This window comes from Gordonia sp. 852002-51296_SCH5728562-b, assembly GCF_001665475.1.
GTDB classification, from domain to species: domain Bacteria; phylum Actinomycetota; class Actinomycetes; order Mycobacteriales; family Mycobacteriaceae; genus Gordonia; species Gordonia sputi.
This window is the reverse complement of sequence record NZ_LZMI01000014.1, coordinates 51,462-77,130: the sequence shown is the minus strand read 5'-3', so window position 1 is coordinate 77,130 and position 25,669 is coordinate 51,462. Positions and strand designations below refer to the sequence as shown.

The 25,669-nt window shown below is 66.6% G+C and carries 25 protein-coding genes; all 25 read left to right on the top strand.

Annotated features, from left to right (window positions below; genetic code table 11):
• Positions 1 to 83 precede the first annotated feature (83 nt).
• The 25 genes from A5766_RS03710 (at position 84) to A5766_RS03590 (ending at position 25,668) form a co-directional block, all read left to right on the top strand.
• On the top strand, positions 84 to 554 hold the full coding sequence (locus A5766_RS03710) for an OsmC family protein (protein WP_064862209.1): 471 nt from the start codon (positions 84 to 86) through the stop codon (positions 552 to 554).
• A gap of 34 nt (positions 555 to 588) precedes the next feature.
• Entirely contained in the window at positions 589 to 849 is a 261-nt protein-coding gene (locus tag A5766_RS03705; RefSeq protein ID WP_064862225.1) for an acylphosphatase, read from the top strand.
• A gap of 65 nt (positions 850 to 914) precedes the next feature.
• The gene (smc, locus tag A5766_RS03700) at positions 915 to 4,619 is read left to right on the top strand and encodes a chromosome segregation protein SMC (protein WP_064862210.1); all 3,705 of its coding nucleotides are present in this window, start codon (positions 915 to 917) and stop codon (positions 4,617 to 4,619) included.
• Between the two features lie 119 nt (positions 4,620 to 4,738).
• On the top strand, positions 4,739 to 6,340 hold the full coding sequence (gene ftsY / locus A5766_RS03695; RefSeq protein WP_005205023.1) for a signal recognition particle-docking protein FtsY: 1,602 nt from the start codon (positions 4,739 to 4,741) through the stop codon (positions 6,338 to 6,340).
• Between the two features lie 175 nt (positions 6,341 to 6,515).
• The gene (locus A5766_RS03690) at positions 6,516 to 7,859 is read left to right on the top strand and encodes an ammonium transporter (RefSeq protein WP_005205015.1); all 1,344 of its coding nucleotides are present in this window, start codon (positions 6,516 to 6,518) and stop codon (positions 7,857 to 7,859) included.
• Between the two features lie 49 nt (positions 7,860 to 7,908).
• Positions 7,909 to 8,247, top strand: a complete 339-nt coding sequence (locus tag A5766_RS03685) for a P-II family nitrogen regulator (RefSeq protein WP_005176661.1) — start codon at positions 7,909 to 7,911, stop codon at positions 8,245 to 8,247.
• A gap of 5 nt (positions 8,248 to 8,252) precedes the next feature.
• On the top strand, positions 8,253 to 10,886 hold the full coding sequence (locus tag A5766_RS03680) for a [protein-PII] uridylyltransferase (protein WP_064903460.1): 2,634 nt from the start codon (positions 8,253 to 8,255) through the stop codon (positions 10,884 to 10,886).
• A 90-nt stretch (positions 10,887 to 10,976) separates the two neighbouring features.
• Positions 10,977 to 12,533 (top strand): signal recognition particle protein, encoded by a 1,557-nt coding sequence (gene ffh / locus A5766_RS03675; protein ID WP_064903458.1) that lies wholly within the window; start codon positions 10,977 to 10,979, stop codon positions 12,531 to 12,533.
• Between the two features lie 2 nt (positions 12,534 to 12,535).
• Positions 12,536 to 13,624, top strand: coding sequence for an amidohydrolase family protein (locus A5766_RS03670; protein ID WP_005205009.1), 1,089 nt, complete (start codon positions 12,536 to 12,538; stop codon positions 13,622 to 13,624).
• A 435-nt stretch (positions 13,625 to 14,059) separates the two neighbouring features.
• A complete protein-coding gene (gene rpsP, locus A5766_RS03665; RefSeq protein ID WP_005205007.1) occupies positions 14,060 to 14,524 on the top strand; it encodes a 30S ribosomal protein S16 in 465 nt (154 codons plus the stop codon).
• Positions 14,521 to 14,763, top strand: coding sequence for an RNA-binding protein (locus A5766_RS03660; protein WP_005176668.1), 243 nt, complete (start codon positions 14,521 to 14,523; stop codon positions 14,761 to 14,763). Before rpsP ends, A5766_RS03660 begins: the two co-directional genes overlap by 4 nt.
• Positions 14,764 to 14,777: 14 nt before the next feature.
• Positions 14,778 to 15,299 (top strand): ribosome maturation factor RimM, encoded by a 522-nt coding sequence (gene rimM / locus A5766_RS03655; protein WP_039855184.1) that lies wholly within the window; start codon positions 14,778 to 14,780, stop codon positions 15,297 to 15,299.
• Between the two features lie 53 nt (positions 15,300 to 15,352).
• A complete protein-coding gene (trmD, locus tag A5766_RS03650; RefSeq protein WP_039855216.1) occupies positions 15,353 to 16,033 on the top strand; it encodes a tRNA (guanosine(37)-N1)-methyltransferase TrmD in 681 nt (226 codons plus the stop codon).
• 181 nt (positions 16,034 to 16,214) lie between these two features.
• Positions 16,215 to 16,556: a YbaB/EbfC family nucleoid-associated protein gene (locus tag A5766_RS03645; protein WP_039855183.1), complete on the top strand. Its 342-nt coding sequence runs from the start codon at positions 16,215 to 16,217 to the stop codon at positions 16,554 to 16,556.
• Positions 16,553 to 16,927 carry a hypothetical protein gene (locus A5766_RS03640; RefSeq protein WP_005204999.1) on the top strand — a complete coding sequence of 125 codons (375 nt, stop codon included), beginning with the start codon at positions 16,553 to 16,555 and terminating at the stop codon, positions 16,925 to 16,927. The genes A5766_RS03645 and A5766_RS03640 overlap by 4 nt, the downstream gene beginning before the upstream one ends.
• Positions 16,924 to 17,964: a hypothetical protein gene (locus A5766_RS03635; protein WP_005204997.1), complete on the top strand. Its 1,041-nt coding sequence runs from the start codon at positions 16,924 to 16,926 to the stop codon at positions 17,962 to 17,964. Before A5766_RS03640 ends, A5766_RS03635 begins: the two co-directional genes overlap by 4 nt.
• 230 nt (positions 17,965 to 18,194) lie before the next feature.
• The gene (gene rplS / locus A5766_RS03630; protein WP_005204995.1) at positions 18,195 to 18,536 is read left to right on the top strand and encodes a 50S ribosomal protein L19; all 342 of its coding nucleotides are present in this window, start codon (positions 18,195 to 18,197) and stop codon (positions 18,534 to 18,536) included.
• 18 nt (positions 18,537 to 18,554) lie between these two features.
• Entirely contained in the window at positions 18,555 to 19,421 is an 867-nt protein-coding gene (gene lepB / locus A5766_RS03625) for a signal peptidase I (RefSeq protein WP_005204993.1), read from the top strand.
• Between the two features lie 14 nt (positions 19,422 to 19,435).
• Positions 19,436 to 20,137: a ribonuclease HII gene (locus A5766_RS03620; RefSeq protein ID WP_064903489.1), complete on the top strand. Its 702-nt coding sequence runs from the start codon at positions 19,436 to 19,438 to the stop codon at positions 20,135 to 20,137.
• Positions 20,134 to 20,445: a DUF2469 domain-containing protein gene (locus tag A5766_RS03615; protein WP_005176689.1), complete on the top strand. Its 312-nt coding sequence runs from the start codon at positions 20,134 to 20,136 to the stop codon at positions 20,443 to 20,445. Before A5766_RS03620 ends, A5766_RS03615 begins: the two co-directional genes overlap by 4 nt.
• Positions 20,446 to 20,546: 101 nt before the next feature.
• The gene (locus A5766_RS03610) at positions 20,547 to 20,960 is read left to right on the top strand and encodes a YraN family protein (protein WP_005204989.1); all 414 of its coding nucleotides are present in this window, start codon (positions 20,547 to 20,549) and stop codon (positions 20,958 to 20,960) included.
• Between the two features lie 9 nt (positions 20,961 to 20,969).
• The gene (locus A5766_RS03605) at positions 20,970 to 22,481 is read left to right on the top strand and encodes a YifB family Mg chelatase-like AAA ATPase (RefSeq protein ID WP_064903456.1); all 1,512 of its coding nucleotides are present in this window, start codon (positions 20,970 to 20,972) and stop codon (positions 22,479 to 22,481) included.
• Positions 22,478 to 23,626 (top strand): DNA-processing protein DprA, encoded by a 1,149-nt coding sequence (gene dprA, locus A5766_RS03600; RefSeq protein ID WP_005204986.1) that lies wholly within the window; start codon positions 22,478 to 22,480, stop codon positions 23,624 to 23,626. The genes A5766_RS03605 and dprA overlap by 4 nt, the downstream gene beginning before the upstream one ends.
• A 47-nt stretch (positions 23,627 to 23,673) precedes the next feature.
• On the top strand, positions 23,674 to 24,537 hold the full coding sequence (locus A5766_RS03595) for a siderophore-interacting protein (protein ID WP_064903454.1): 864 nt from the start codon (positions 23,674 to 23,676) through the stop codon (positions 24,535 to 24,537).
• Positions 24,538 to 24,720: 183 nt separating this feature from the next.
• On the top strand, positions 24,721 to 25,668 hold the full coding sequence (locus tag A5766_RS03590; protein WP_005204982.1) for a tyrosine recombinase XerC: 948 nt from the start codon (positions 24,721 to 24,723) through the stop codon (positions 25,666 to 25,668).
• Position 25,669: the final 1 nt, after the last annotated feature.

Sequence of the window (25,669 nt, the reverse complement as noted above, 5' to 3'; positions counted from 1 at the left end):
AAGACGGCATCGGAAGCAGTTCTACTATTGCGAGCGGCGCCTCGGGTGCGCCGTCGTCGATTGCGAAGGGAGTCATCGCGCAGATGACCAGCGAGAATTCGTCCGCGACCACAGCGGCGCCGCAGGTATCGGATGCCGGCTCGGCACACACCGAGTTGTGGGTGCAGCGGACCGGTACGCGTCGCTACACCGGCAAGAGTTCACGTGGTGCGGAAGTTTTGATCGGCTCGCAGGACGTCGACGGCGTGTTCACACCGGGTGAGCTGCTGAAGATCGCGCTTGCCGCATGCACCGGGATGTCGTCGGACCGCCCGCTCGCACGTCGCCTCGGTGACGACTACGACGCGACGATCCGCGTCTCGGGCGACGCCGACCGCGAGAACGAGGTGTACCCGCGCCTGCGTGAGGTGCTCGACGTCGACCTGTCCGAACTCGATCCCGCCGCTGCGGAGCGACTGCTGGTGGTCGTCGAGCGCGCGATCGACTCGGTGTGCACGGTGGGCCGCACGCTCAAGGCGGGCACTGAGGTCGAACTCGTCATCGAGAGCGACTGACGCCCCGATGAGTGGTTCCGACCAGGTCGTTCGGATGACCGCGCATGTTCACGGACAGGTTCAGGGCGTCGGGTTCCGCTGGTGGACGCGCTCGCGCGCCCTGGAGCTCGGCCTGGTCGGTTCTGCGACGAATCTCGCCGATGGGCGGGTGCTCGTCGTCGCGGAGGGGGCCGAGCCGCAGGCGCACGCGCTACTCGACCTGCTGCGTTCGGGCGACACTCCCGGTCGGGTCGACCTCGTCGTCGAACGTTTCGATGCGCCACGGGATGACCTGCAAGGATTCGTCGAACGCTGATCCGCCGATCAACCGCCTGCCCGGTTGCGCCTGACTGCATCGGGTGATGGGTAGGCTTAACGGTCGTGCACCTGAAAAGCCTGACCCTGAAGGGCTTCAAGTCCTTCGCGTCGGCCACGACTCTGCGATTCGAGCCCGGCATCACCTGCGTGGTGGGCCCCAACGGCTCGGGTAAGTCGAACGTGGTCGACGCCCTGACGTGGGTCATGGGTGAGCAGGGTGCGAAAGCGCTGCGTGGCGGCAAGATGGAAGACGTCATCTTCGCCGGGACGTCGGGTCGGCCGCCTCTCGGTAGGGCCGAGGTGACGCTGACGATCGACAACTCCGACGGCGCTCTGCCGATCGAATACTCCGAGGTATCCATCACGCGACGGATGTTCCGCGACGGTGCGGGCGAGTACGAGATCAACGGGAGTTCGTGCCGGTTGATGGACGTGCAGGAGTTGCTGTCCGACTCGGGTATCGGGCGCGAGATGCACGTCATCGTCGGGCAGGGCCGTCTCGCGGCAATTCTGGAATCGCGGCCGGAGGACCGTCGTGCCTTCATCGAAGAGGCGGCAGGAGTCCTCAAGCACCGCAAGCGCAAAGAGAAGGCCGTTCGCAAGCTCGACTCGATGCAGGCAAATCTCGCGCGTCTGAGCGACCTCACCGCCGAACTGCGGCGACAGCTCAAACCGCTCGGACGGCAGGCCGAGGTTGCCCGCCGAGCTCAGACGGTGCAGGCCGATCTCCGCGACGCACGACTGCGGTTGGCCGCAGACGACCTGGTGACCCGACGCACGGAGATGGCCGAGCACACCGCTGTCGAAGAAGAGATTCGACGACGCTCCGACGAGGTCACCGCAGAACTCGACACCGTCAATGCCGAGGTCGCCGAGCACACCGACCATCTCGCCCAGGTCACTCCCGCTGCCGCGGCGGCAGGCCAGGCGTGGTTCCGGTTGTCGGCGCTCGCCGAGCGTGTCGACGCGACCAATCGGGTCGCAACCGAACGCAGCCGCTACCTCGCGGAGCCGACGGCCAGCTCCGGCGGTCCCGATCCGGAACAACTCGAACGCCAGGCTGAGGAGGCCGCGCTCACCGAGGCCGAAATGGCCGAGGCGGTTTCGCTTGCCGCCGAGTCGCTGGAGGTGTCCAAGCTCGAACTCGAGGAGTACGAGCGCGTCGCCGCGGAGGCGGAGCAGGCTCACATGGCCGCGGTGCGTGCGGTGGCCGACCGACGCGAGGGACTCGCGCGGCTCGAGGGACAGGTCGAGAGTCTGCAGACCAAGGCCGACGGCGTCGACGCCGAGGCGTCGCGCCTCACCGCTGCGATCGCAGCCGCCGTCGAACGCGCCGAAACTGCTGCGCAGCAACAGGATTCGGCAGCCGAATCACTGAGCCAGATGGAGGCCTCGGAGCAGGGCCTCGACGAACACCACGAGCGGTGCGTCGCGGCGCTGAATCTGTCGAATGAGCGGGTTGCGTCGCTGCAGGCCGCCGAACGTGAGGCGGAGCAGCGGATCGCGTCGCTGGCCGCGCGGATCGAGGCGCTCTCGGTGGGCCTCGAACGCAACGACGGCGGTGCGTGGCTGCTCGAGAATGCGCCGGAGGGTTTGGCGGGCTCCGTTTCGGACCTGCTGGCTGTCGACTCGGGTTTCGAGACGGCCATCGCCGGAGCGCTTGGGCCCGCCGCCGACGCGATTGCGACGGTCGACGCGCTCGCTGCCGTCCGCGCGCTGCAGGCGTTGAAGACCGGAGATGGCGGCCGGGCGTCGTTGCTCCTCGGCGGACTCGACGACGCCGCACCGCGTCGCGAGGTCGCGCTGCCCGACGGCGCGGTCTGGGCGAGCTCCGTGGTCACCGCGCCGTCGCAGATCAAGGGTGCCGTCGATCATCTACTAGCCGACGTCGTCGTGGTCGACGACGCCGAGCAAGGCGTCGACCTCGCGGTACGGCACGGCCTCCGGTGCGTCACGCGGGAGGGCGACCGCATCGGCCCTGCGTCGGTGGAGGGCGGATCGTCGCGTCGTCCGTCGACGTTGGAGGTCACTTCGGCGATCGACACCGCAACCGCAGATCTCGCCGCAGCGCATCGAACCACCGAGGAGACGCAGGCGGCACTCGAAGGTGCACTGACCGAACAGCGCGCCCGCCGCGAGGCCGCCGAAGAGGCGTTGGCCGCGCTGCACGAGTCGGATGCGGCCGTCGGCGGAGCCTACGAGCAACTCGCCCGACTGGGTCAGGAAGTCCGCGCGGCACAGTCGGAGGCCGACCGGCTCACGCGGCAGCGCGACCGCGCGGAAGACGGTCGCGGCGACATGCTCACCACCCTCGCCGAGCTGCGGGAACGCCTACGCCTGGCGCGTGACGAGTCGACGTCCGAACCCGACGAGGTCGGGGGAGACGGGGGCGAACGCTCGGCGGCTGCCGCTGCCGTCGCCGGTGCGCGTTCGAGTGAGATGGAAGCGCGTCTGGCGTTGCGTACCGCTGAGGAGCGCCTCGCGTCGGTGCGTGGCCGTGCCGATTCGCTTCGTCGTGCCGCCCAACGTGAACGGGACGCCCGTGAACGTGCCCGACGCCAGGACGAGGCTCGTCGGGTCGCGGCGCAGGTGGCGGCCGAGGTCGCCCAGGCTGCCACCGCGGTCTCCGAACGTCTCGTCGGCGCTGTCGCAACAGCACAGGCGGGTCGCGACGAGCTCGAGCAGGTCAAGGCCGCGCGCACCGAAACCCTCGAGGCGCTGAAGAGTCGAGCGGCGGCACTCACCGATCAGCTCAACGCCCTGCGTGATTCCGTGCACCGCGACGAGGTCGCCCGCGCGCAGTCCGCGTTGCGCATCCAGCAGCTCGAGGAGCAGGTACTGGAGAACTTCGCGATGTCGCCCGATGATCTGATCGCCGAGTACGGCCCGGACGTCCCGATGCCGCCCTCGGCGTTGGAGATGTCCGAGTACGAGCAGGCCAAGGAGCGCGGCGAGAGCGTCGTCGCGCCCGCGCCGCTGCCGTACGACCGCGCGACGCAGGAAGCGCGCGCGAAGAAAGCGCAGAAAGACCTCAATACCCTCGGCAAGGTGAATCCCCTCGCGCTGGAGGAGTTCGCCGCCCTCGAAGAGCGCTACAGCTTCCTGTCTGCGCAACTCGAGGACGTCAAGGCCGCGCGGAAGGATCTGCTCGACGTGGTCGAGGACGTCGACGCGCGCATCCTGCAGGTGTTCACCGAGGCCTACGCCGACGTCGAACGCGAGTTCTCCCAAGTCTTTTCGACGCTGTTCCCCGGCGGCGAAGGTCGACTCATCCTCACCGAACCCGGAGACATGCTGACCACGGGAGTCGAGGTCGAGGCGCGGCCACCCGGCAAGAAGGTCAAGCGGCTGTCGTTGCTCTCGGGTGGCGAGAAGTCGCTGACCGCCGTGGCGATGCTCGTGGCGATCTTCCGCGCGCGACCCTCACCGTTCTACGTGATGGACGAGGTCGAAGCAGCGCTCGACGACACCAACCTGCGCCGCTTGATCACCCTCTTCGAGCAGTTGCGTGAACGGTCGCAGCTCATTGTGATCACCCACCAGAAGCCGACGATGGAGGTCGCGGATGCGCTCTACGGCGTCAGCATGCGTGGTGACGGCATCACGACGGTGATCTCACAGCGTCTGCGCGGCCAGAACGTCGCGGTCACGGCAACCGCTCAGCCGGCAGTGGGTGGAGACAGCACCGACGGGGGAGACGGCGTCGGCGGGCAGGAAACCGACGTGCCGGATGCGACCACAGCGACGACGAACAGTGCGCCAACATGACAAACAGGGCGCCAACATGACAAACAGGGCGCCAACATAGAGAACGCCCCTTCCGCTGGTCGGCGGAGGAGCACGATGGACAACGCAGCCCGAGATATGCGGGAAGAACTGGAGAAGCAGTGAACACCGGAATCATCATCGGAATCGTCATCGCGGTCGTCGTCATCCTCGCGTTGATCGTCGCGGGTCTCGTCCTCGCGCGTCGACGACGCATCTCCCTCCACGACGACGAGCAGACACAAGTGGTCGACGGCTCGAAACCGCAGGTCGATCGCTCAGGCGGGTACAAGGCGTCGTCGGGCTTCAGCTTCAGCCAGGGTGGTGCGGCGTCGGGAACCGCTGTCGCGCAACCACCCGAGCCGACCATCGCGCCCACCGAGCGGACCGAGGTCGACGGTCAGCCCGGCGTCGGCGACGACGCATCGGTCCCGCGCGACTCGGAACGTCGCGGCATCACCAACGTCACGCTGCCCGATACCGCCGACGTTGAGACAGCAGACACCGCGACTACCGACACTGCGACTACCGACACTGCGACTAGCGACACCACTGCACCGGCCGCAGACACCACCGATACCGCTGCACCGACCGCGGACGGCACCGACACCGGTGCGACCACCGAAGAGTCGGCGCTGACCAGCGAATCGGTGCCGCTTGACGAGTACACAGATTCGTCGGTCACCACCCCGCTGTTCGAGGAGATCGTCGAGTCGGTCGGTGAGAGTCCCGACGAGATCATCGAAGAGATCGACGAGATCGAGGACGAGGAGGCTGCGGCCACAGCTCCGCCGCGTGAGGAGATCGAGCCGACGGCAGGCCGACTCGGTCGGCTGCGTGGGCGCCTGTCGCGGTCGCAGGGCGCGATCGGCAAGAGCATGCTCGGGCTGCTCGGTGCAGGCGACCTCGACGAGGAGAGCTGGGAGGAGATCGAGGACACCCTGGTCATGGCCGACCTCGGCTCGGCCGCGACCGAAGCGGTCATCGAACGGCTCCGCACCGAGCTGGCCACCAATCCGGTGCGCAACGCCGACGACGCTCGCGCACTGCTGCGCAGGGTGCTCGTCGAACAACTACACCCCGAATTCGACCGTTCGATCCGTGCGCTGCCTCATGCCGACACACCGGCGGTGGTACTCGTCGTCGGCGTCAACGGAACCGGCAAGACCACGACGACGGGCAAACTCGCGCGCGTCCTCGTCGCCGACGGTAGGCGCGTATTGCTCGGCGCGGCCGACACATTCCGAGCCGCGGCGGCAGATCAGCTACAGACATGGGGCGAGCGCGTCGGTGCAGATATCGTGCGCGGCAAGGAACAGGCCGACCCGGCGGCAGTGGCATTCGACGCCGTCGCGAAGGGGATCGACGAGGGCGTCGACGTGGTGCTCATCGACACGGCGGGACGTCTGCACACCAAGACCGGTCTGATGGACGAGCTCGGAAAGGTCAAGCGAGTCGTCGAGAAGAAGGCTCCCGTCGACGAGGTGATCCTCGTCCTCGATGCCACCGTCGGCCAGAACGGACTGACTCAGGCGAAGGTCTTCGCCGAGGTCGTCGACATCACCGGCGTCGCATTGACCAAGCTCGACGGAACCGCCAAGGGCGGCATCGTGTTCAACGTCCAAGAGGTGCTCGGCGTCCCGGTGAAGCTCGTCGGACTCGGCGAGGGAGCCGACGATCTCGCGCCGTTCGACCCGGAAGCGTTCATCGACGCGCTTCTGTAAGCTGCGAAAAACCTTTGAGGCCATGTCCGATTCACCTGGCGATTTACCTTCGCGAAATGTGAATCGGGCTTTGGTTCACACGCTCGAAACACGGGAGCACCACAGCTGAAACCACTGCCCGACAGAGTCTTTGCAGGCGCCGAGCCGTCGGCGCGCTCTGAGGAGGTTTTCTACAGTGGTCTCTGCACTACCGGATAGTGTTTTCGGAGAGCCCGACGCCGGCAATACAGCATGGATGCTGGCCAGTGCGTCGATGGTTCTTCTGATGACTCCAGCGCTGGCCTTCTTCTACGGGGGTTTGTCTCGGGGTAAAGCAGTTCTGAACATGATGATGATGTCGTTCGGCTCGGTTGCGACCGTCAGCATCGTCTACGTCTTGTGGGGGTTTTCGGAGTCGTTCGGAAATACCGTCACCGGTGACTCCGATATCTGGGGCATCTTCTCGAATCCGTTCTCGCTGTTCGGATCCGATCAGCTGATGAACACGGCGGGTACCGAAGACAAGCCGACATACGTGTTGTGGACCGGCGTCGACACCCACGTTCCCGCCATTGTCTTCCTTGCCTTCCAGCTCACCTTCGCCGTCATCACCGTCGCCCTGATCTCGGGGGCTGTTGCAGAGCGCGTGAAGTTCTCCACCTGGCTGGTGTTCTCGGTGCTGTGGTCCACCATCGTCTACTTCCCGCTCTCCCACATGGTGTGGGGCGGCGGCCTGATGTCGAACGCCGAAAAGGGCTTCGCGTCATGGATGTTCGGCACGAACTCGGACGGAACCGCCAACGTGGCGCCGATCGACTTCGCCGGTGGCACGGTCGTCCACATCAACGCCGGTATGGCCGGTCTGGTGTTGGCCATCATCGTCGGTGCACGTGTCGGCTTCGGCAAGACCGCCTACCGGCCGCACAACATCCCGTTCGTGATGCTCGGTGCCGCACTGCTGTGGTTCGGTTGGTTCGGCTTCAATGCGGGCTCCGAGCTCGCCGCGGACATGACGGCAGGCAAGGTCTGGGTCAACACGACTGCCGCAACCGCGGCGGCAATGATCGGCTGGCTCGGGGTTGAATGGGTGCGCGACAAGCACGCCACCAGCGTTGGCGCGGCGTCGGGCATCGTTGCCGGTCTTGTCGCCATCACCCCTGCCTGTGGCGCGTTGACGCCGGTTGGTTCGCTCATCCTCGGCGTGATCGCGGGTGCTCTCGCAGCGGTTGCCATCGGACTCAAGAACAAGTTCGGATACGACGATTCGCTCGACGTCGTCGGTGTTCACCTGGTCGCAGGACTCTGGGGCACCATCGGCATCGGCTTCCTGGCCAAGGACACGGGCCTGTTCTGGGGCGGCGACTACAAGCAGCTCGTGGTGCAGATCGTGATCGCCGCATTCGCACTCGCGTTCACCGGTGTTCTCACCGCGATCATCGCTCTGGTGCTCAAGCCGCTCGGCTGGCGCATCAAGCCCGATGAGGAGAAGAGTGGCATCGATGAGGCAGAACATGCCGAGACCGCGTACGAACTGGCATGAATCCCCGGTCGTTGACTACTACGCTGAATCCTGTGGAGAGGGATAACCAATGAAGCTCATCACCGCAATCGTGAAACCGTTCACGCTTGAGGACGTCAAAGCCGGCCTGGAGCAGGCCGGGATTCTGGGAATGACCGTCAGTGAGGTGCAGGGTTACGGTCGCCAGAAGGGCCATACCGAGGTGTACCGCGGCGCTGAATACTCGGTCGACTTCGTTCCCAAGGTACGAGTCGAGGTCGTCGTCGACGACGCGGCTGTCGACAAGGTCGTCGATGTCATCGTGGAGGCCGCGCGAACCGGCAAGATCGGTGACGGAAAGGTGTGGGTCTCCCCGGTCGAGTCGGTCGTTCGCGTCCGAACCGGCGAGCGCGGCGCAGACGCGCTGTAGGCCCGTTGCCTTTCGTCAACTCCGACCGTGGCCCTGCGTCCGACGATTCGTCGGGTGCGGGGCCACGGCCCGGAATGGGACCAGGCGGTGGCCCTCTCGCAGCGACCGACCTGGCACGTACCCGTAAGCAACTCACCGAGGCCACCGGTGCCGGGAGGCTCGACGCCCCCGGGTTACGGCAGGTTCTGGTCGACCTGCACGAATTCTGGCTGACAAGCAAGGCGGCCGAGCTCGGGATCAGGCCGCACAGCGGACTGGCGATCGTCGCCGTCGGCGGACTCGGGCGCGGGGAGATGCTTCCGCATTCCGACCTCGACCTGATCCTGCTGCACGACGACCTCGCCGTCGAACGGCTTTCAGAAGTTGCCGACGGACTCTGGTATCCGCTGTGGGACGCCAACATTCCGCTCGATCACAGCGTGCGCACGGTCCCTCAGGCCCTGCAGGTCGCCGCCGAGGACACCACGGCCGCGCTGGGATTGCTCGAGGCGCGCCACATCGTGGGCGACGAGGATCTGTCGTCGCTGCTGATCGGGGGAGTGCGCCAGCAGTGGCGCACCGAGATCAGACACCGCTTCCCCGAAGTGGTCGAGCACGCACAGGATCGATGGCGTCGCGCGGGAGATATCGCGCATCGCGCGGAACCCGACCTGAAGAACGGTCGCGGGGGCCTGCGCGACGTGCAACTCCTCGGCGCGCTGGCCATCGCGCAACTCACCGACGGCATGGGAGGCCTGCGTCCCGATTCGCCGAATGCGGGGCCGCAGATGGCCTATCACCGATTGTTGGACATCCGTACCGAACTGCACCGGATCGCCGGGCGTCCCCGGGAGCAGGTGCGCGCACAGGACGCCGACGAGATGGGTGCATCGCTGCGCATCGGCGACCGCTTCGACCTCGCGCGCGTCATCAGCGACTCCGCCCGCACGATCAGCTACTCGATCGACGTCGGCCTGCGGACTGCGGGCAATGCGTTACCGCGCCGCGGTCTCTCGAAGCTGAGGCGATCGCCCATCCGACGTCCGCTCGACGAGGGCGTGGTGGAGCACAACGGTGAGATCGTGTTGGCGCGCAACGCGATTCCGAGCAAAGATCCAGGACTCATCCTTCGCGTCGCGTCGGCGTCGGCGCGTACCGGACTGCCGATCAGCGCCTCGACGCTCTCGCGGCTCGCCGACTACGCACCAGAACTGCGCGAGCCGTGGCCGGCAGAAGCGCTGAGCGACCTGCTGGTGTTGCTCGGTTCCGGGCATCACATGATCGATCCCATCGAGGCGCTCGACCGCACCGGGCTGTGGGGCCGACTCCTGCCGGAGTGGGGTGCGGTCCGTGATCTTCCGCCACGAGACGCGGTGCACACCTGGACCGTCGACCGCCACCTCGTCGAGACCGCTGCCTACGCGAGCTCGATGACGACCCGCGTCTCGCGACCCGACCTGCTGGTGCTCGGTGCGCTGATCCACGACCTCGGCAAGGGACGCGGTGCCGACCACAGCATCGTCGGAGCCGAACTCGCCGTACAGGTGGGCAACAGGTTCGGACTCTGGCCGCAAGATGTCGACGTGCTGTCGGAGCTGGTGCGTCATCATCTGTTGCTGCCGTCGATTGCGACGCGACGCGACCTCGACGATCCGGCAACCGCGACAGAGGTCGCAGAGACTCTCGGATACGACAGGGTGCTGCTGGAACTACTTGCGGCACTTGCCGAAGCGGATTCACGGGCCACGGGTCCCGGTGTCTGGGGTGAGTGGAAAGCGTCGCTGATCAACGATCTCGTCCGACGCACGATGCGCCTGATCGACGGCGAAACCCCCGAGGAGCCCGAACCGCTCAGTGCGCAGACGCGTGCGCTCGCAGAGTCCGGTGAGTATGCGGTCAGCATCACGCAGGGGGAGGGACCGCACACGTTCACCGTGGTGATGGTCGCGCCCGACACGCCGGGTCTGCTGTCGAAGATGGCGGGAGTCGTCGCGTTGAACGGGTTGCGGTCGCACTCCGCGACGGTTCAGGGAATCGAGACGTCGGACGGGCAACGCCGCGCGGTCAACACGTTTGTCGTGGTCCCGACATTCGGCTCGCCGCCGGAGGCCGGTCTGCTTCGCCAGCAGTTGATCGCGGCCGTGGAGGGCAAGATCGACGTCATCGAGCGTCTCGACGCGCGCGAAAGCAGTTCGCCGATCCCGACGATCGGCTCGGTCAATGCCGCACCGGGGATCGGAGCCGGTGCCGCGGCGGGAAGTACCGATCCCGCCGTCGATGGTGCCGGGCATCCCAAGAACGCGGTACCCGCGCTGTTCGCCATCGCTCCGCCGCGGGTCCTCTGGGCCTCCGCGCCGTCCGACGACGAGGTGCTGATGGAGTTGCGCACCGACGATCGCCTGGGTCTGCTCAGTCGCGTCAGCAAGGTCATCGAGCAGCAGGGAGCCGACGTCCGGTGGGCGAAGGTGACGACTCTCGGGCCGACCGTCGTCGACAACTTCTGTCTTCGTCTGGCCGACGACACCCCGCAGGCGCGTACCGCCTTGGCTGATGCCGTGATCGCGGCATGTCCACCGCCTCAGCCGCGTTCGGAGGATGACAGCGACGGCGGCCCCGCGGGCACGACCGGCTCCGGACGATCAGGCGTCCCGATCAGTTGACGATCGCGTTCCCTCTGTCGACGGTCGGCAGGGGGAACGAGAGACGCACCGCTGCGGCGAGCACACGTCGGCTCATGGGACACTGGAACAATGTTCGACTCCCTCTCCGATCGCTTGACCGGTGCGCTGAAGGATTTGCGCGGCAAGGGACGCCTGTCCGACGCCGACATCGACCGCACCGCACGTGAGATCCGTCTTGCCCTACTCGAGGCCGACGTCTCTCTTCCCGTGGTGCGCGCCTTCATCGCCCGGATCAAGGAGCGCGCCAAGGGCGCCGAGGTCTCGCAGGCGCTCAACCCCGCCCAGCAGGTCGTCAAGATAGTCAACGAGGAGCTCATCGGCATCCTCGGCGGCGAGACGCGCCGCGTGCGGTTCGCCAAGAACCCGCCGACCGTCATCATGCTCGCGGGCCTGCAGGGCGCGGGTAAGACCACGCTGGCGGGCAAGCTCGGCCACTGGCTCAAGCAACAGGGCCACACTCCGCTGCTCGTCGCCTGCGACCTCCAGCGGCCAGGTGCCGTTTCCCAGCTGCAGATCGTCGGCGAGCGCGCGGGTGTCCCGGTGTTCGCGCCCGATCCCGGGACCAGCATCGGCCAGACGGGCGATCTGGGCACGGTCAGCCACGGCGATCCCGTCGCCGTCGCGCGCGCAGGCGTCGCCGAGGCCCGCGATCACCACTACGACGTCGTGCTCATCGACACCGCAGGTCGCCTCGGTATCGACGAGGAGCTGATGGGCCAGGCCTCCGACATCCGTGAGGCAACTCAGCCCGACGAAGTGCTCTTCGTCGTCGACGCGATGATCGGCCAAGACGCGGTGGCCACCGCGGAAGCCTTCCAGAGCGGCGTCGGATTCACGGGTGTCGTGCTCACCAAGCTCGACGGTGACGCTCGCGGCGGTGCTGCCCTGTCGGTCCGTGAGGTGACCGGTCAGCCGATCATGTTCGCGTCGTCCGGTGAGAAGCTCGAGGACTTCGACGTCTTCCACCCCGACCGAATGGCGAGCCGAATCCTCGGTATGGGCGACGTGCTCAGCCTCATCGAACAGGCCGAACAGCACTGGGATGCCGAGCAGGCAGAAGCCGCCGCACAGAAGATCAGCCAGGGCGAGTTGACACTCGAGGACTTCCTCGAGCAGATGCAGATGCTGCGTCGCATGGGACCGATCGGCAACATCCTCGGGATGCTGCCGGGCGCCAACCAGATGAAAGACGCTCTCTCGCAGGTCGACGACAAGCAACTCGACCGCGTGCAAGCCATCATCCGGGGCATGACTCCCGCCGAGCGCGACAACCCGAAGATCATCAACGCCTCACGCCGACTTCGCATCGCGAACGGCTCGGGTGTGACGGTCAGCGAGGTCAATCAGCTTGTCGACCGGTTCTTCGAGGCTCGCAAGATGATGGCCCAGATGTCCGGTCGCATGGGCTTGGGCGGCGGTTCTCGCAAGACCAACCGTAAAAAGGGCAAGGGCAAGAAGGGCAAAGCCAAGGGACGTGGACCGACACCACCGAAGGTGCGCGGCGGTTTCCCCGGTATGCCCGGTGGTTTCCCCGATCTCTCGGGCATGCCTGCTGGTCTCGACGAACTGCCCCCGGGCCTCGAAGGCATCGATATCTCGCAGTTCCAGCAGCCGAAGAAGAAGTAGCCGTGAGCGGTCGCGGATCGTCGACGGCACGTCACTATCGCGGTCACGATCCGTTGACCGATGAGCTCGTCGAGCTGTGGGTGGTCGGTGAGACCATCTCGCGCGAGCCGGTGCCCGACGCCACGACCGTCGCCACCGACGGCTGGATCGTTCCGGGACTCGTCGATGCCCACAATCACGTGGGAATCGCGCCGGGACTCGGCGTGACCATCGAGCAGGCCCGCGCGTTCGCGCGCGCCGACGCCGAAGCCGGGGCACTGCTCATCCGCGAGGTCGGTTCACCGCTCGACACCCACCCACTCGACGCCGACGCCGGCCCCCTGTTCATCCGGTCCGGCAAGCACATCGCGCGCGCCAAGCGGTACCTGCGCGGATACGGCATCGAACTCGACGAGCCCGACGACCTACCCGCTGAGGTGGCCCGACAGGCTGCTGCAGGCGACGGCTGGGTCAAGCTCGTCGGTGACTGGATCGACCGCGGGGTGGGCGACCTCGCCCCGCTGTGGACCCGATCCCAACTCGACGGTGCCGTTGCTGCGGCGCATGACGCGGGTGCTCGCATCACGGCGCATGTGTTCGGCAGTGACGGGCTCGACGACCTCATCGCGGCTGGCGTCGACTGCATCGAGCACGGCACCGGCCTACACGCCGATCAGATCGACCTGCTGGTCGAGAAGTCGATTGCCCTGGTGCCCACCATGATTCAGGTCGACAACTTCCCCGAGATCGCCGCGGGCGCAGACAAATACCCGACATACGCCGCGCACATGCGCAAGCTGCATGCCGATGCGCCCGCGACATTTGCCGCGGCGCGCGAGGCGGGCGTTGCGATGTACGCGGGTACCGATGCCGGTGGATTCATCGGGCATGGGCGCATCGTCGACGAGATCGAGCGGCTCGCGGGTATCGGCCTCGGTGCCGCAGGTGCTCTCGCATCGGCGACCACCGAACCCCGACGCTGGCTCGGAGCGGGAACTCTCGAGCACGGTGACCGCGCCGACTTCCTCGTCCTCGATGACGATCCTCGGGCGGATCTCTCGACGCTTCGACGCCCCCGCGCCGTTGTGTGCGCAGGCGGTCATGTCGTCTGACGGTCACGCTTTCGGGCCGGCGACGAATCCGGTGTGAGGTACGCCACCTTTCATGCCGTGGTTTCCCTTGTTACCGCCTAGTAGGGTGGCACTCACGTTGCATTGAGGCGCGTCGGCGGGTCCCGACTTCGGTCGGGCCACGCGCAACGCTCGTTCTGGGGGGCCGAGCGCGGTTGTGTGGCCTGTGGGTCCGTTTCTGTCGTATGGAGCATGCGGTTGCCTTGTCGCGGGGTGGGCATCCGCATGCTCCATACGCGTTGACAGCGCCGCAGTCGCGGCGATTTCTCCTCCCCGGTGCCGTCTGGCACAATGGATCCTCGGTTCGTCGGACCGGTTACGCACCGCCCGACGGTCACACCCGAATAGATCGCAAAACCGGGTCCGCCACTTCCGGCGGGCCGCTGAATTGCGCAGTGACCACTGGAGAAGCAACACATGTCTGTCAAGATCAAGCTCACGCGGCTCGGCAAGATCCGCAACCCGCAGTACCGCATCGTCGTCGCAGATTCTCGGACCCGCCGCAACGGCCGGGTGATCGAGACCATCGGCAAGTACCACCCGAAGGAAGAGCCGAGCCTCATCGAGGTCGATTCCGAGCGCGCGCAGTACTGGCTGGGTGTCGGCGCACAGCCGACCGAGCCCGTCGCCGCGATCCTCAAGATCACCGGTGATTGGCAGAAGTACAAGGGTCTGCCGGGCGCCGAGGGCACGCTGAAGGTTGCCGAGCCCAAGACCTCCAAGCTCGACCTGTTCAACGCGGCACTCGCCGCCGCCGACAGCGAGCCCGTCGCCGAGGCGACCACCCCCAAGAAGAAGGCCGCCAAGAAGGCTGACGATGCGCCTGCCGCAGACGAGGCTCCGGCTGAGGCTGCTGCCGGCGACGCCAAGGACCAGGCGTGAGCGCTGTCGTCGCCGACGCGGTCGAACATCTCGTCCGCGGAATCGTTGCCAACCCCGACGACGTGCGCGTCGAACTGATCACCGGTCGGCGAGGCCGCCTCGTCGAGGTACACGTCAACCCTGAGGATCTCGGAAAAGTCATCGGTCGTAACGGTCGCACGGCAACCGCGTTGCGCACCCTGGTCTCCGGAATCGGTGGCCGTGGTGTGCGCGTCGACATCGTCGACACCGATCGCTGAGTAGACGCTCCACGATGGATCTCGTCGTCGGACGTGTCGCGAAGTCACACGGTATTCGTGGTGAAGTAGTTGTCGACGTGCGTACCGACGTTCCGGAGGATCGCTTCGCGGTCGGCTCGGTCGTCCGTGGCCGACCCGGTCGTGGGGGAGACGAAAAGAATTACACGGTGACAGCCGCCCGGCAGCATGCCGGGCGGCTGTTGCTGTCGTTGGCCGAGGTGTCCGACCGCACCGCGGCCGACGCATTGCGCGGCACGCTCTTCCTCATCGACAGCGCCGACGTCGACTCGGGCGACGACCCGGACGAGTTCTATGACCACGAACTCGAAGGCGTCGAGGTCACCACCATCGAGGGCGAACGGGTTGGCGTTGTCGGCTCGGTGCTGCATCTGCCTGCCAACGATCTGCTGGCCGTGAAGACAGCCGATGGGCGCGAGGTTCTGGTGCCGTTCGTGCGCGAGATCGTGCCGACCGTCGGACTCGACGGCATCGTGATCGACCCGCCCGACGGGCTGCTCGACGTCGGCGAGTCATGAGCGAATCACCGCGTACGGATTCGGTACGCGCGGATCCTTTGCGCACCGGTCCCATGCGCATCGATATCGTCTCCATTTTTCCCGAGTATCTCGATCCCCTGCGTATTGCGTTGCTGGGCAGGGCGATCGACAAGGGGGCGATCGAGGTCGGGGTTCACGATCTCCGTGACTGGACCCACGACATCCACCGCGCCGTCGACGATTCGCCGTACGGTGGCGGGCCGGGCATGGTGATGAAACCCGACGTCTGGGGGCCGTGTCTCGATGAGGTGTGCCCAGACGACGCCCTCCTCGTGGTCCCGACGCCCGCGGGCATTCCATTCCGACAAGAAACCGCGCAACGCTACAGCCGCGAAAAGCATCTCGTGTTCGCGTGCGGCAGGTACGAGGGAATCGACCAGCGAGTCTTCGACGACGCCGCCCGGCGCGTCCGCGTCGAAGAGGTCTCCCTCGGCGATTTCGTGCTGATCGGTGGCGAAGTGGCCGCGATGGCGATGATCGAGGCGACCGTGCGGCTCATCGACGGTGTCCTCGGCAACCCGCGCTCGCACGAGGAGGATTCGTTCTCCGACGGGCTGCTCGAAGGTCCGAGCTACACCCGCCCCGTGCAGTGGCGCGGACTCGACGTCCCGCCGGTCTTGCTCAGTGGCGACCACGCCAAAGTCGCCGCCTGGCGTCACGAGCAGTCGCTGGAACGAACTCGCGAGCGCAGACCCGACCTGCTCGACGACTGACTCTCCTGGCTTCCATGGCGGGCTCTCCGGGGCCTTCTCGGCGGTCCGCGATTTCCACAGGTGTGCGTTGAGACGGCGTGTGCCTGTCGGCGTCCGGTTATGATCTCCGCAAACCGGGCAGTGACAGCGAAGCGGTCGACGGGGTGGGGAGGGAAGTGCTGTGCGGGATCGATGGACACGCATGCTCGACGAGGTCGACCATCAGCGCGTCGAATTGGCAAGAGTCGCAGGCGAACTCGATCGGCTGACCGCGCAGGCGTCGACTCCCGATCGGTTGGTGAGCGTGACCGTCGGGTCGCGGGGACTCGTGCGCGACATCGACATTCGCCCTGCCGCATTGCGCCACTACCGTGCTGATCAGCTCTCCTCGACCATCGTCGAACTAGCCACGCGCGCAGACTTGGAGCTCCACGACCAGCGAGAGCGCCTGTTGCGCACCGTGTCCGAGCTCGGACCCACCTACTCCGACGTCCGGCGAAGCCACGACGAGGCGCCGACGCGTCGAGACGAGGTACCCCGATGAACGAGCAGTCGCGCACACCTCACGACGACACGGCGACGATGCGTGTCGACGGCACGGCGAACGCCGATCTGGGGCGCCGACTGTCCGAGATCGCCCGACGTGTCGACGCGATGGGCGACGAAGTGATGGCCGTCGGACTCGTCGTCGGTGACGCGATGGGTCAGGGCGCGCCCGCCGCGGCGTTTCGTCCGGGGGCGCTGCGTGCGGAACAGGGGTGCTCGCGTGGAGTCGAGGGGCTGTCGCAGGCGCTCACGGTCATCGCCGACAACGCCGTCGCCGGGGCGACGCAGGTGGTCGAGGTCGACCGCGAACTCGACGCTCAGTTCCGCACATCCGGTCAGATCGCCGGATCAGACAGGTGCGCGCCATGAACGGACGCGTGAACACCACGTACCCCGCCGCCGGCGCGACGGAGGAGCTTCGACGTCTTGCCGAATCGCTCGCACCCGGGTGCTGGCCGAGCGCCGACGAGACCGCGCTCGTCGACTGTGGCCGCCGCCTCCGCGGAATCGGTGACGAACTGCGCGACCTCGCCGACGTCATCGACGCCCTACGACGCGATCACGACGGGTCGGGACGCTTCCACGACGGGCTGATCGACGCCCTCACGCAGGTGACGTCGGACGTCACCGGCATGCGCGGCGTTGCCGACAGATTCGCTGCATTCGCCACGTCGCTCGACACCTTTGCACTGGCGACCGTCGACGCGCGTGCGGAGGTGACACTGCTCGCGTCCATCGCCGATCGCGACCGGTTGGCGGGCTCGGTGGCCGACGCACTCGGCGACGACTCGGCTCGGGTGTCGGCGGCGAGCGCGGGTCGATACGCGCTGTCCGCCGCGGGTGACGAGTACACCGGGCGCGCCGGGGATGCGGGCGATTCCGCAGCACAGGTGGCCGATTCGGAACAGCGAACCGAATCGACTCCGCCGGCTGCGACCAGCGGCATGATGACGGCGGGAGGTTTCGGGGCGCTCGGGGCGCTGGGGGCGTCGGCGGGTGGCGCGCTGCAGGGTGCCCGCGCCGTGGGAGCCCAAGCCAGTACCCCCGACATCGACCCGACATGGCTGATCGAGCGTGCGGCGATATTGCAGACGTCGCTGCCGTCGCCCTTCTCCGAGTGGATGCGTGTGGCGATCGGCGTCGGAACCGACGCGGACGGAGGCCAGGTCAGGGTGGTCGCGACCAGCGACCCGCAGCCGTATCAGCGCCCGGGTTTCGCGATCGCACCCAGCGAGTTGCTCGCGGGCGATGGAGGCCCGCCCGAGTACGCGATCGTCGCCGAGATGGCACGCGCGCGGCTGACACCCGTCATCGTGGCGTCGGCCATGACGATGCCGCAGGGAATTGCATCGGTGCTGGTGGCAGAGGGTGTTGCGGTGGCATCGCCGCCGTCGCCGCGAACGTGAGCCGACGTTTGGGGTAACTGCTCGTACCGCGGACGCGCGATTTCACTTCCACCCTGGTGCTCTGGCACAATGGACGGGTTGCCTGAGGCCGTCGACAGACGTCTCGGGCATGACTCGGAGCACGAACCGGTTCGAACCGTTCACGCCGTATCGTCGGAACGTCGACGCCAATGGCGGGGGTCGCCAGGTTCCTCTGTTCATCAGTAGCCACATTAAGGAACAACGACATCATGAACACCCTCGACTTCCTCGACAAGCAGTCGCTGCGCGACGACATCCCCGCGTTCGGCCCCGGTGACACCCTCGACGTTCACGTCAAGGTCATCGAAGGCTCCAAGGAGCGCGTCCAGGTCTTCAAGGGTGTCGTCATCCGTCGCCAGGGTGGCGGTGTCCGCGAGACCTTCACCGTCCGCAAGGTGTCGTTCGGTGTCGGCGTGGAGCGTACCTTCCCGGTGCACAGCCCCAACATCGCCAAGATCGACGTCCTGACTCGCGGCGACGTGCGTCGCGCGAAGCTCTACTACCTGCGCGATCTGCGCGGCAAGGCAGCCAAGATCAAGGAAAAGCGCTGACGCGTCTACCCTGACGACGTGGCATCCGAACACAGCGCGGCGAATCACTCCGACGCAGACGACGCCCATTCGAGCCCGGCAGATCCTGTCGACCGCCGGTCCGAGGACTCCGAGGAGCGCCCCTGGCGTACCAAGGATGACGACGACGAACCGAAACGGAAACGTGGTTCATGGCTGCGCGAGACGATCATCATCGTCGCGTGCGTTCTGCTGGTGACGTGGATTCTGCAGACCTTCATCGGTCGGCAGTATGTGATCCCGTCGGAGTCGATGGAGTCGACGCTCATCGGATGTCAGGGGTGCACCAACGACCGCATCGTCATCGACAAGCTCGCGTATCGCTTCGGCGATCCGAAGCCCGGCGATGTGGTCGTTTTTCGTGCCCCGACATCGTCGTGGGACGGCGACTGGGAGTCGCCGCGGTCGAGTAATCCCGTCGTTCACGGTCTGCAGAACGGTCTGTCGTGGTTTGGTTTCGCGCCGCCCGACGAGAACGATCTGGTGAAGCGCGTGATCGCCACCGGCGGTCAGACCGTCCAATGTCGCAACTCTGATGGGGTGGGCGTGAAGGTCGACGGCAAGCCGTTGAACGAGCCGTACATCGACAAGAGTCTTCAGTCGCGCGACGTGGCGTCGGGCCAGTCCGGTGAGCCCGACAACCAGGTGACCAGTTGCTACGGTCCCGACTTCGGCCCCATCAAGGTGCCCGACGGCAACCTCTGGGTCATGGGCGACAACCGCGAGTACTCGGCGGATTCGCGTTATCACGTCACCGACGAGCTGCAAGGCACCGTTCCGGTGTCCGACGTCCGCGGCAAGGTGCGCTTCATCATCTACCCCGTGTCGCGGATCGGTGGTGTCGGCTCGATCAACCCGCAGCAGTGAGCAGTCGCAGCGTCGTGGGTTCGTGGCCGCCGAGGTCACCTGTTCGGCGGGCCGCGGGGCTGCGCACTTTCGAGTTCGCGCTGCACCGCGGTGGTCTGGGTCCGGTCGCAGGCGTCGACGAAGCAGGTCGGGGTGCGTGCGCAGGCCCACTGGTGGTCGCCGCATGCGTGCTCAAGCCGACTCAGCTGACGTCGCTGGCTGATCTCGACGATTCCAAACGCCTCTCCGAGGCCACGCGCGAAACCCTCTATCGTGCTGTCACGCGGTATGCCGCGAGCTGGTCGGTTGTCGTCATCGACGCCGACGAGATCGACCGGATCGGTATCCACGTCGCCAATATCGAGGGTATGCGTCGAGCGGTGGCACAACTCGACGTGACACCGGGATACGTCCTCTCCGACGGATTCGCGGTTCCGGGCCTGACCGCGCCGTCGCTCCCGGTGATCGGCGGCGACGGCGCGGCGGCATGCATCGCTGCCGCCAGCATCCTCGCGAAGGTCACACGCGACCGGATCATGGTCGCGATGGACGACGAGGTTCCCGGCTACGACTTCGCGATCCACAAGGGCTACAGCACCGCGCATCACATGGCATGCCTCGACGCGCATGGCCCCTCCCACCAGCACCGGATGTCGTATCGCAACGTCGCGGCCCGACGTCGCCGACCCCGACCAGACCTCCCGCCAGAACCCCATCGCGATAGGCTTGCACGATGAGCGCTGAGGATCTCGAGAAGTACGAAACCGAGATGGAGTTGTCCCTGTATCGGGAGTACAAGGACATCGTCGGCCAGTTCACCTACGTGGTGGAGACCGAGCGGCGCTTCTACCTTGCCAATGCCGTGGAGATGGTCCCGCGCAATACCGATGGCGAGGTGTACTTCGAGCTCCGCATGAGCGACGCCTGGGTCTGGGACATGTACCGACCAGCTCGATTCGTCAAGCAGGTGCGGGTGATCACGTTCAAGGACGTCAACATCGAGGAGCTCGAGAAGCCCGAGCTGCGGCTGCCAGACGAGCCGTGAGGGTCATGACCGTCTGTCCACAGGTGGCGGTCGCTCCACAACCTAGGCACTGATCCCGGTTCTCTCGCTGTCTCGTCGTCGTCGTCGGCCACTGTTGTGGCATGAGAAGCGAGTCGTCGGAGCGGCGTCCGGATCGGCGGGCCTTCATCGGGCAGCTGGGTGAAGATCTGGCAGCCAGATATGTCATCGGTCTGGGTTGGTCTGTCCTGGAACGGAATTGGCGTTGTCGGTATGGCGAGATCGATCTGATCGCCAACGACAACGATGACTTTGACCCGACGCTGGTCGTCGTCGAGGTCAAGACGAGGGCCAGTCGGGTGTTCGGCGATCCCGCGCAGGCGGTGACCGCCGACAAGTTGTCGCGCCTGCGCCGATTGACACGGATCTGGCTCACCGAGCAGGAGATGTACTGGCCGTCCATCCGATTCGACGTGATCTCGGTACAACTCGATTCACGCTATCCCGATCGCACAGAGTTCGCTGCGTTGCGCCACCACAGTGGCGTATTCGAGTAGGGACGTGCGATGTCGTTGGGGCGTTGTCATTCGGTTGGTCTGAACGCTTTTGAGGCAGGCGTGATCGAGGTGCAGGCATCTCTGAGTCAGGGGTTGCCGGGCTTTTCGTTGTCGGGCAACGTCGATTCGTCGTTGCGAGAGGCGCGCGACCGGGTGCGGGCCGCCATCTCGAATTCGGGGGTCAAGTTCCCCGAGAAGAAGGTGACGGTCAACCTGGCGCCCGCGGAGATGCCCAAGAGCGGGTCGGGACACGATCTGGCCCTTGCAGTTTCGATACTTGCCGCGACGGACGCTGTTCCCACGTCGAGGTTGGGCGGGACGATCTTTCTGGGCGAGCTGGCGCTCGACGGACGTCTCCGTCCGGTGCGCGGCGTGCTTCCGGCGGTGATCGAGGCGCGCAACGCGGGTTTCGCTCGTGCAGTCGTGCCGATCGAGTCGGTTGGTGAGGCGACCCTCGTGCGCGATATCGAGGTCGGCGGCGCGCATTCGCTGTCTGAGGTGGCCTCGTGGCTGCGCGGCGAGTGTGTGCTGGACACGGTGTGTGAGATCAAGGCGCTCCCCGCGGATCCGATCGCCGACATGGCCGATGTGATCGGTCAGAGCGAGGCGCGCCACGTACTCGAAATCGCCGCTGCCGGTGCACATCACGTCATGATGACCGGCCCGCCGGGTATCGGGAAGACGATGCTGGCCCGCCGACTTCCGGGCATTCTCCCGCCCCTCGAGGAGGAGGAATCACTGGAGGTCACCGCACTTCACTCGATCGCGGGACGGTTGCGTCCGGGCCAGCCGCTGATCACGTCGCCACCGTTTGTGGCCCCACACCACAGCATCTCGACCACAGCCCTGGTCGGTGGCGGTACCGGCATCGCGCGGCCCGGAGCGGTATCGCTGGCACATCGAGGAATTCTCTTCCTCGATGAGTGTGCCGAGATGGGGCCCAAAGTGCTTGACTCCCTGCGACAACCACTCGAAGAGGGAGAGGTGCGGATCAGTCGTCGCGACGGGGTTGCCACCTATCCGGCGCGCTTCCAGCTGCTTCTCGCCGCGAATCCGTGTGCCTGTGCCCCGGTGCACGACGTCGACTGTGTCTGCAGCGCGGTCGTGCGGCGGCGCTATCTGGGCAAGCTGTCCGGACCGCTGATGGACCGTGTCGATCTGCGGGTGCAGATGGAGCCGCCGGGAAACGCCGCGCTGATGATGGCAGCGGAGGAGTCGAGCGCCGACATCCGGGCAAGGGTGACCGCCGCTCGTTCCGCGGCAATAGAACGCTGGCGTGAACACGGCTGGCGAACCAACTCCGAAGTGCCCGGTTCGGCACTGCGACAACAGTTTCGGCTGTCACCCAAGGCCCTTCGGCCCGTCGACGTCTGTGTTCGGGAGGGGCGCGTAACAACGCGGGGCGTCGATCGGGCTTTGCGGGTCGCGTGGACTTTGGCCGACTTGCGCGGTGGCGACGTACCGACCGAAACCGATGTGGCGCAAGCACTTCTGTACCGAGACCGAGGGGGATTTCGATGACCGTGTACGCCGACACCCACCACAACGATGAGCTGCTGCGTGCGTGGGCCTATCTGAGTGCTGTGGCCGAACCTCCGTGTTCTTCCATCCGACATCTCGTCGACGACATCGGAGCAGAGGCCGCGGCCGACGCCATTCGTCGTCGACGGGTACCGAGCGGTCACGAGGCGGTTCTGGGTCCGACAAGCGCTCGAGCCGAGAGTTGCACTCCCGCCAAGGATCTCGACACCGCGCACGCGGTTGATGCTCGCTTGATCACGTCCGACGACTCCGAATGGCCCGCCTGGTCGTTGCTTCCGTTGACGCGACTCGAGCCGAATGTGCACGGCGACGAACCCATCGCACTCTGGGTGCGCGGCCCAGCGCGCCTCGACGAAGTCGCGGCCGCTTCGATTGCGCTCGTCGGGTCGCGAGCGGCGTCGTCGTACGGCGAGCACGTCACCGGGAAGCTCTCCAGCGAGCTGTGTGCGCAGGGGTGGGCTGTTGTCTCGGGTGGTGCCTATGGCGTCGACGGCGCCGCGCATCGTGCCGCGCTCGCATCGGCAGGCATCACCGTGGCGGTCCTTGCCTGCGGGATCGACCGTGACTATCCGGCGGGACATGCCCGGCTGCTCGCCGAGATCGCGGGCAGCGGAGCCGTGGTGTCCGAGTACGCGCCGGGCACCACGGCCGCACGGCACCGGTTCCTCACGAGAAATCGGTTGGTCGCGGCGCTGTCGTCGGCGACGGTTGTCGTCGAGGCGGGCAAGAGGTCGGGCGCTGCGAACACGGCGGCGTGGGCGCGCGCGATAGACCGACCGGTCGGCGCGATTCCGGGGCCGGTCACATCGGCGACGTCGGTGGGCTGCCATCGCCTGATCGCCGATGGGCTCGGCGTGCTCGTGACCGACGCGGCGTCGGTCATCACACTGGCGGTACCCGACGGAGGCGGCGACCCCGGACGCGGTCGCGACAGGCCCACCGACACGCTGACCGACGACGAAAAGCGGGTCCACGACGCGATTCCCGGTCAGGGGAGTGCAACGATCACCGAGATCTCGTTCGCCGCGGGCCTCGACGTCGGTATCGTTCGTGCTGCGCTCGCGGGACTGGAGATTGCAGGTCTGATCGCCGGCGACGGTGCGGGATGGAGACTCGCGATTTAGGTAACCCTAATTCGAGTGGCGTAAGCTGGAACGCATTAGGAGGTTTCATGGCAAAGCGCGTGAATTCGATGACGGTGCTCCGGCGAGAGCAGATCACACCCCACATGGTGAGGCTCTATCTGGGTGGTGACGGCTTCGGCGATTTCGCCGTGGCACTACCGCCACGGGACGAGCGCGACACCGACATGTACGTGAAGTTGATCTTCATGCCCGACGGTGTCGACTTCCCGGACGACTTCGACCCGAGGGCGTCGCGGTCGCTACCGCCGGAACAGCAGCCCGTGTTGCGCACGTACACCATTCGCACTGTCGACGAGGACGCGCGCGAGATCGCAATCGACTTCGTGGTGCACGGCGACGAGGGCATCGCCGGTCCCTGGGCCGCGACGGTTGCTCCCGGTTCCACCGTGCACTTCCTCGGTCCGGGTAGTGGCTACCGCCCCGACAACGACGCCGCATGGCACCTGCTGGCCGCGGACGAAGCAGGCCTTCCCGCGCTGGCCGCGGCCGTCGAGTCGTTGCCCGAGGGTGCGATCGCGAAAGCGTTCATCGAGGTCGCAGGCCCCGACGATGAGGTTCCGCTCGACGTACCGTCCGGCGTGCAGATCACCTGGGTCCATCGCGGCGGTCCTGCGGGCGAGGTGTCCGACGACCGCGCGGGTGACAACGCCCCGCTGGTCGCGGCGGTGCGCGAGACCGACTGGCTCGACGGCGAACCGCACGTCTTCATCCACGGCGAGGCGCAGGCCGTCATGCACAACCTGCGCGGCTATGTGCGCAAGGAGCGTGGCGTGAGCGCAGCGAGGGCGTCGATTTCCGGCTACTGGCGACGGGGCCGTACGGAAGAGGGTTTCCGGCAGTGGAAGTCCGATCTGCGTGCCGAGGAGGAGGGCGCGGGCGTCAACGGTTGAAGAGCGACGGCCGGTCGGGTGGCCGGACGGCTGCCCCGCCTGCGTGGCAGCCGTTGACGCAGGGGTCAGAGCCCCGAACGCCAAGGCGACGATCTGACCCCGTGACGATCTGACCCCGTGACAATCTGACAACGACGCGCGTGTGCGGTTGCGTATACGCGCGTCGTTCGTTGTCATCGATCGATGACCATGTCCGTGCTCGACGACTTCGCCGACCATCTGCGACACGAGCGCGGCCGCAGTGAGCACACCATCCGCGCGTACCTGTCGGATGTGCGAGGCCTGATCGCGTTCGCGGGCGCCAGAGGAGTTCCCGTCGGCGACATCGATCTGGCACTACTGAGGTCCTGGCTGGCCGAACACACTCGGCGCGGCGCGGCCCGAACCACCGTCGCGCGTCAGGTGTCGTCGGCAAAGACGTTCTGCGCCTGGGCCTCCAGAGAACAGATACTCGGCGACGATCCGTCGACCCGACTGCAGGCACCCAAAGCACATCGCACACTGCCACCGATCCTCGCGCCCGACGAGGCGGCCGCCGCGATTGCCGCTGCGGGGAAGCAGAGCCCCGCATCGGAGACCGATGCCGACGGAGGCGAAGAAGCCGTGTCGCTTGGCGAGAGCGACGAGCCCCTTGCGCTGCGAGACATCGCGATTCTGGAGTTGTTGTACGCCACGGGGATTCGCGTTGGCGAGTTGTGCGGGCTGAACATCGCGGACATCGATGGCCACCGCCGGGTGGTGCGCGTGATCGGGAAGGGCAACAAAGAGCGCACGGTGCCCTACGGGGCGCCCGCGGCGAAAGCCGTGGCCCGCTGGCTCCGCGACGGACGACCGTCGTTGGTGGGTCCACGATCAGGAGAAGCACTGTTGCTCGGTGCGCGCGGCGGACGCCTCGATCAGCGCATGGCTCGCAGCGTCGTGCACCGGGCCGTCGAGGCCGCGGGCGGGCCGTCGATGGGGCCCCACGGTCTCCGACATTCCGCCGCGACCCACCTCCTCGAGGGCGGGGCCGATCTCCGTGTGGTGCAGGAACTCCTCGGCCACGCGTCGTTGGCGACGACGCAGCTCTACACGCACGTCAGCGTCGAACGTCTGCGTGCGGCCCACCGTCAGGCGCATCCGCGGGCGTGAT

What these genes read in the sequence shown, in the direction of transcription:
- A5766_RS03590 (WP_005204982.1), top strand. Translation starts at nt 24,721, where the DNA reads ATGACCATGTCCGTGCTCGACGACTTCGCCGACCATCTGCGACACGAG.
- A5766_RS03615 (WP_005176689.1), top strand. Translation starts at nt 20,134, where the DNA reads ATGAGCGCTGAGGATCTCGAGAAGTACGAAACCGAGATGGAGTTGTCC.
- rplS (WP_005204995.1), top strand. Translation starts at nt 18,195, where the DNA reads ATGAACACCCTCGACTTCCTCGACAAGCAGTCGCTGCGCGACGACATC.
- A5766_RS03610 (WP_005204989.1), top strand. Translation starts at nt 20,547, where the DNA reads ATGAGAAGCGAGTCGTCGGAGCGGCGTCCGGATCGGCGGGCCTTCATC.
- A5766_RS03640 (WP_005204999.1), top strand. Translation starts at nt 16,553, where the DNA reads ATGAACGAGCAGTCGCGCACACCTCACGACGACACGGCGACGATGCGT.
- A5766_RS03635 (WP_005204997.1), top strand. Translation starts at nt 16,924, where the DNA reads ATGAACGGACGCGTGAACACCACGTACCCCGCCGCCGGCGCGACGGAG.
- rpsP (WP_005205007.1), top strand. Translation starts at nt 14,060, where the DNA reads ATGTCTGTCAAGATCAAGCTCACGCGGCTCGGCAAGATCCGCAACCCG.
- trmD (WP_039855216.1), top strand. Translation starts at nt 15,353, where the DNA reads ATGCGCATCGATATCGTCTCCATTTTTCCCGAGTATCTCGATCCCCTG.
- A5766_RS03595 (WP_064903454.1), top strand. Translation starts at nt 23,674, where the DNA reads ATGGCAAAGCGCGTGAATTCGATGACGGTGCTCCGGCGAGAGCAGATC.
- A5766_RS03705 (WP_064862225.1), top strand. Translation starts at nt 589, where the DNA reads ATGACCGCGCATGTTCACGGACAGGTTCAGGGCGTCGGGTTCCGCTGG.
- rimM (WP_039855184.1), top strand. Translation starts at nt 14,778, where the DNA reads ATGGATCTCGTCGTCGGACGTGTCGCGAAGTCACACGGTATTCGTGGT.
- A5766_RS03605 (WP_064903456.1), top strand. Translation starts at nt 20,970, where the DNA reads ATGTCGTTGGGGCGTTGTCATTCGGTTGGTCTGAACGCTTTTGAGGCA.
- dprA (WP_005204986.1), top strand. Translation starts at nt 22,478, where the DNA reads ATGACCGTGTACGCCGACACCCACCACAACGATGAGCTGCTGCGTGCG.
- A5766_RS03645 (WP_039855183.1), top strand. Translation starts at nt 16,215, where the DNA reads ATGCTCGACGAGGTCGACCATCAGCGCGTCGAATTGGCAAGAGTCGCA.
- A5766_RS03685 (WP_005176661.1), top strand. Translation starts at nt 7,909, where the DNA reads ATGAAGCTCATCACCGCAATCGTGAAACCGTTCACGCTTGAGGACGTC.
- ffh (WP_064903458.1), top strand. Translation starts at nt 10,977, where the DNA reads ATGTTCGACTCCCTCTCCGATCGCTTGACCGGTGCGCTGAAGGATTTG.
- A5766_RS03710 (WP_064862209.1), top strand. Translation starts at nt 84, where the DNA reads ATGACCAGCGAGAATTCGTCCGCGACCACAGCGGCGCCGCAGGTATCG.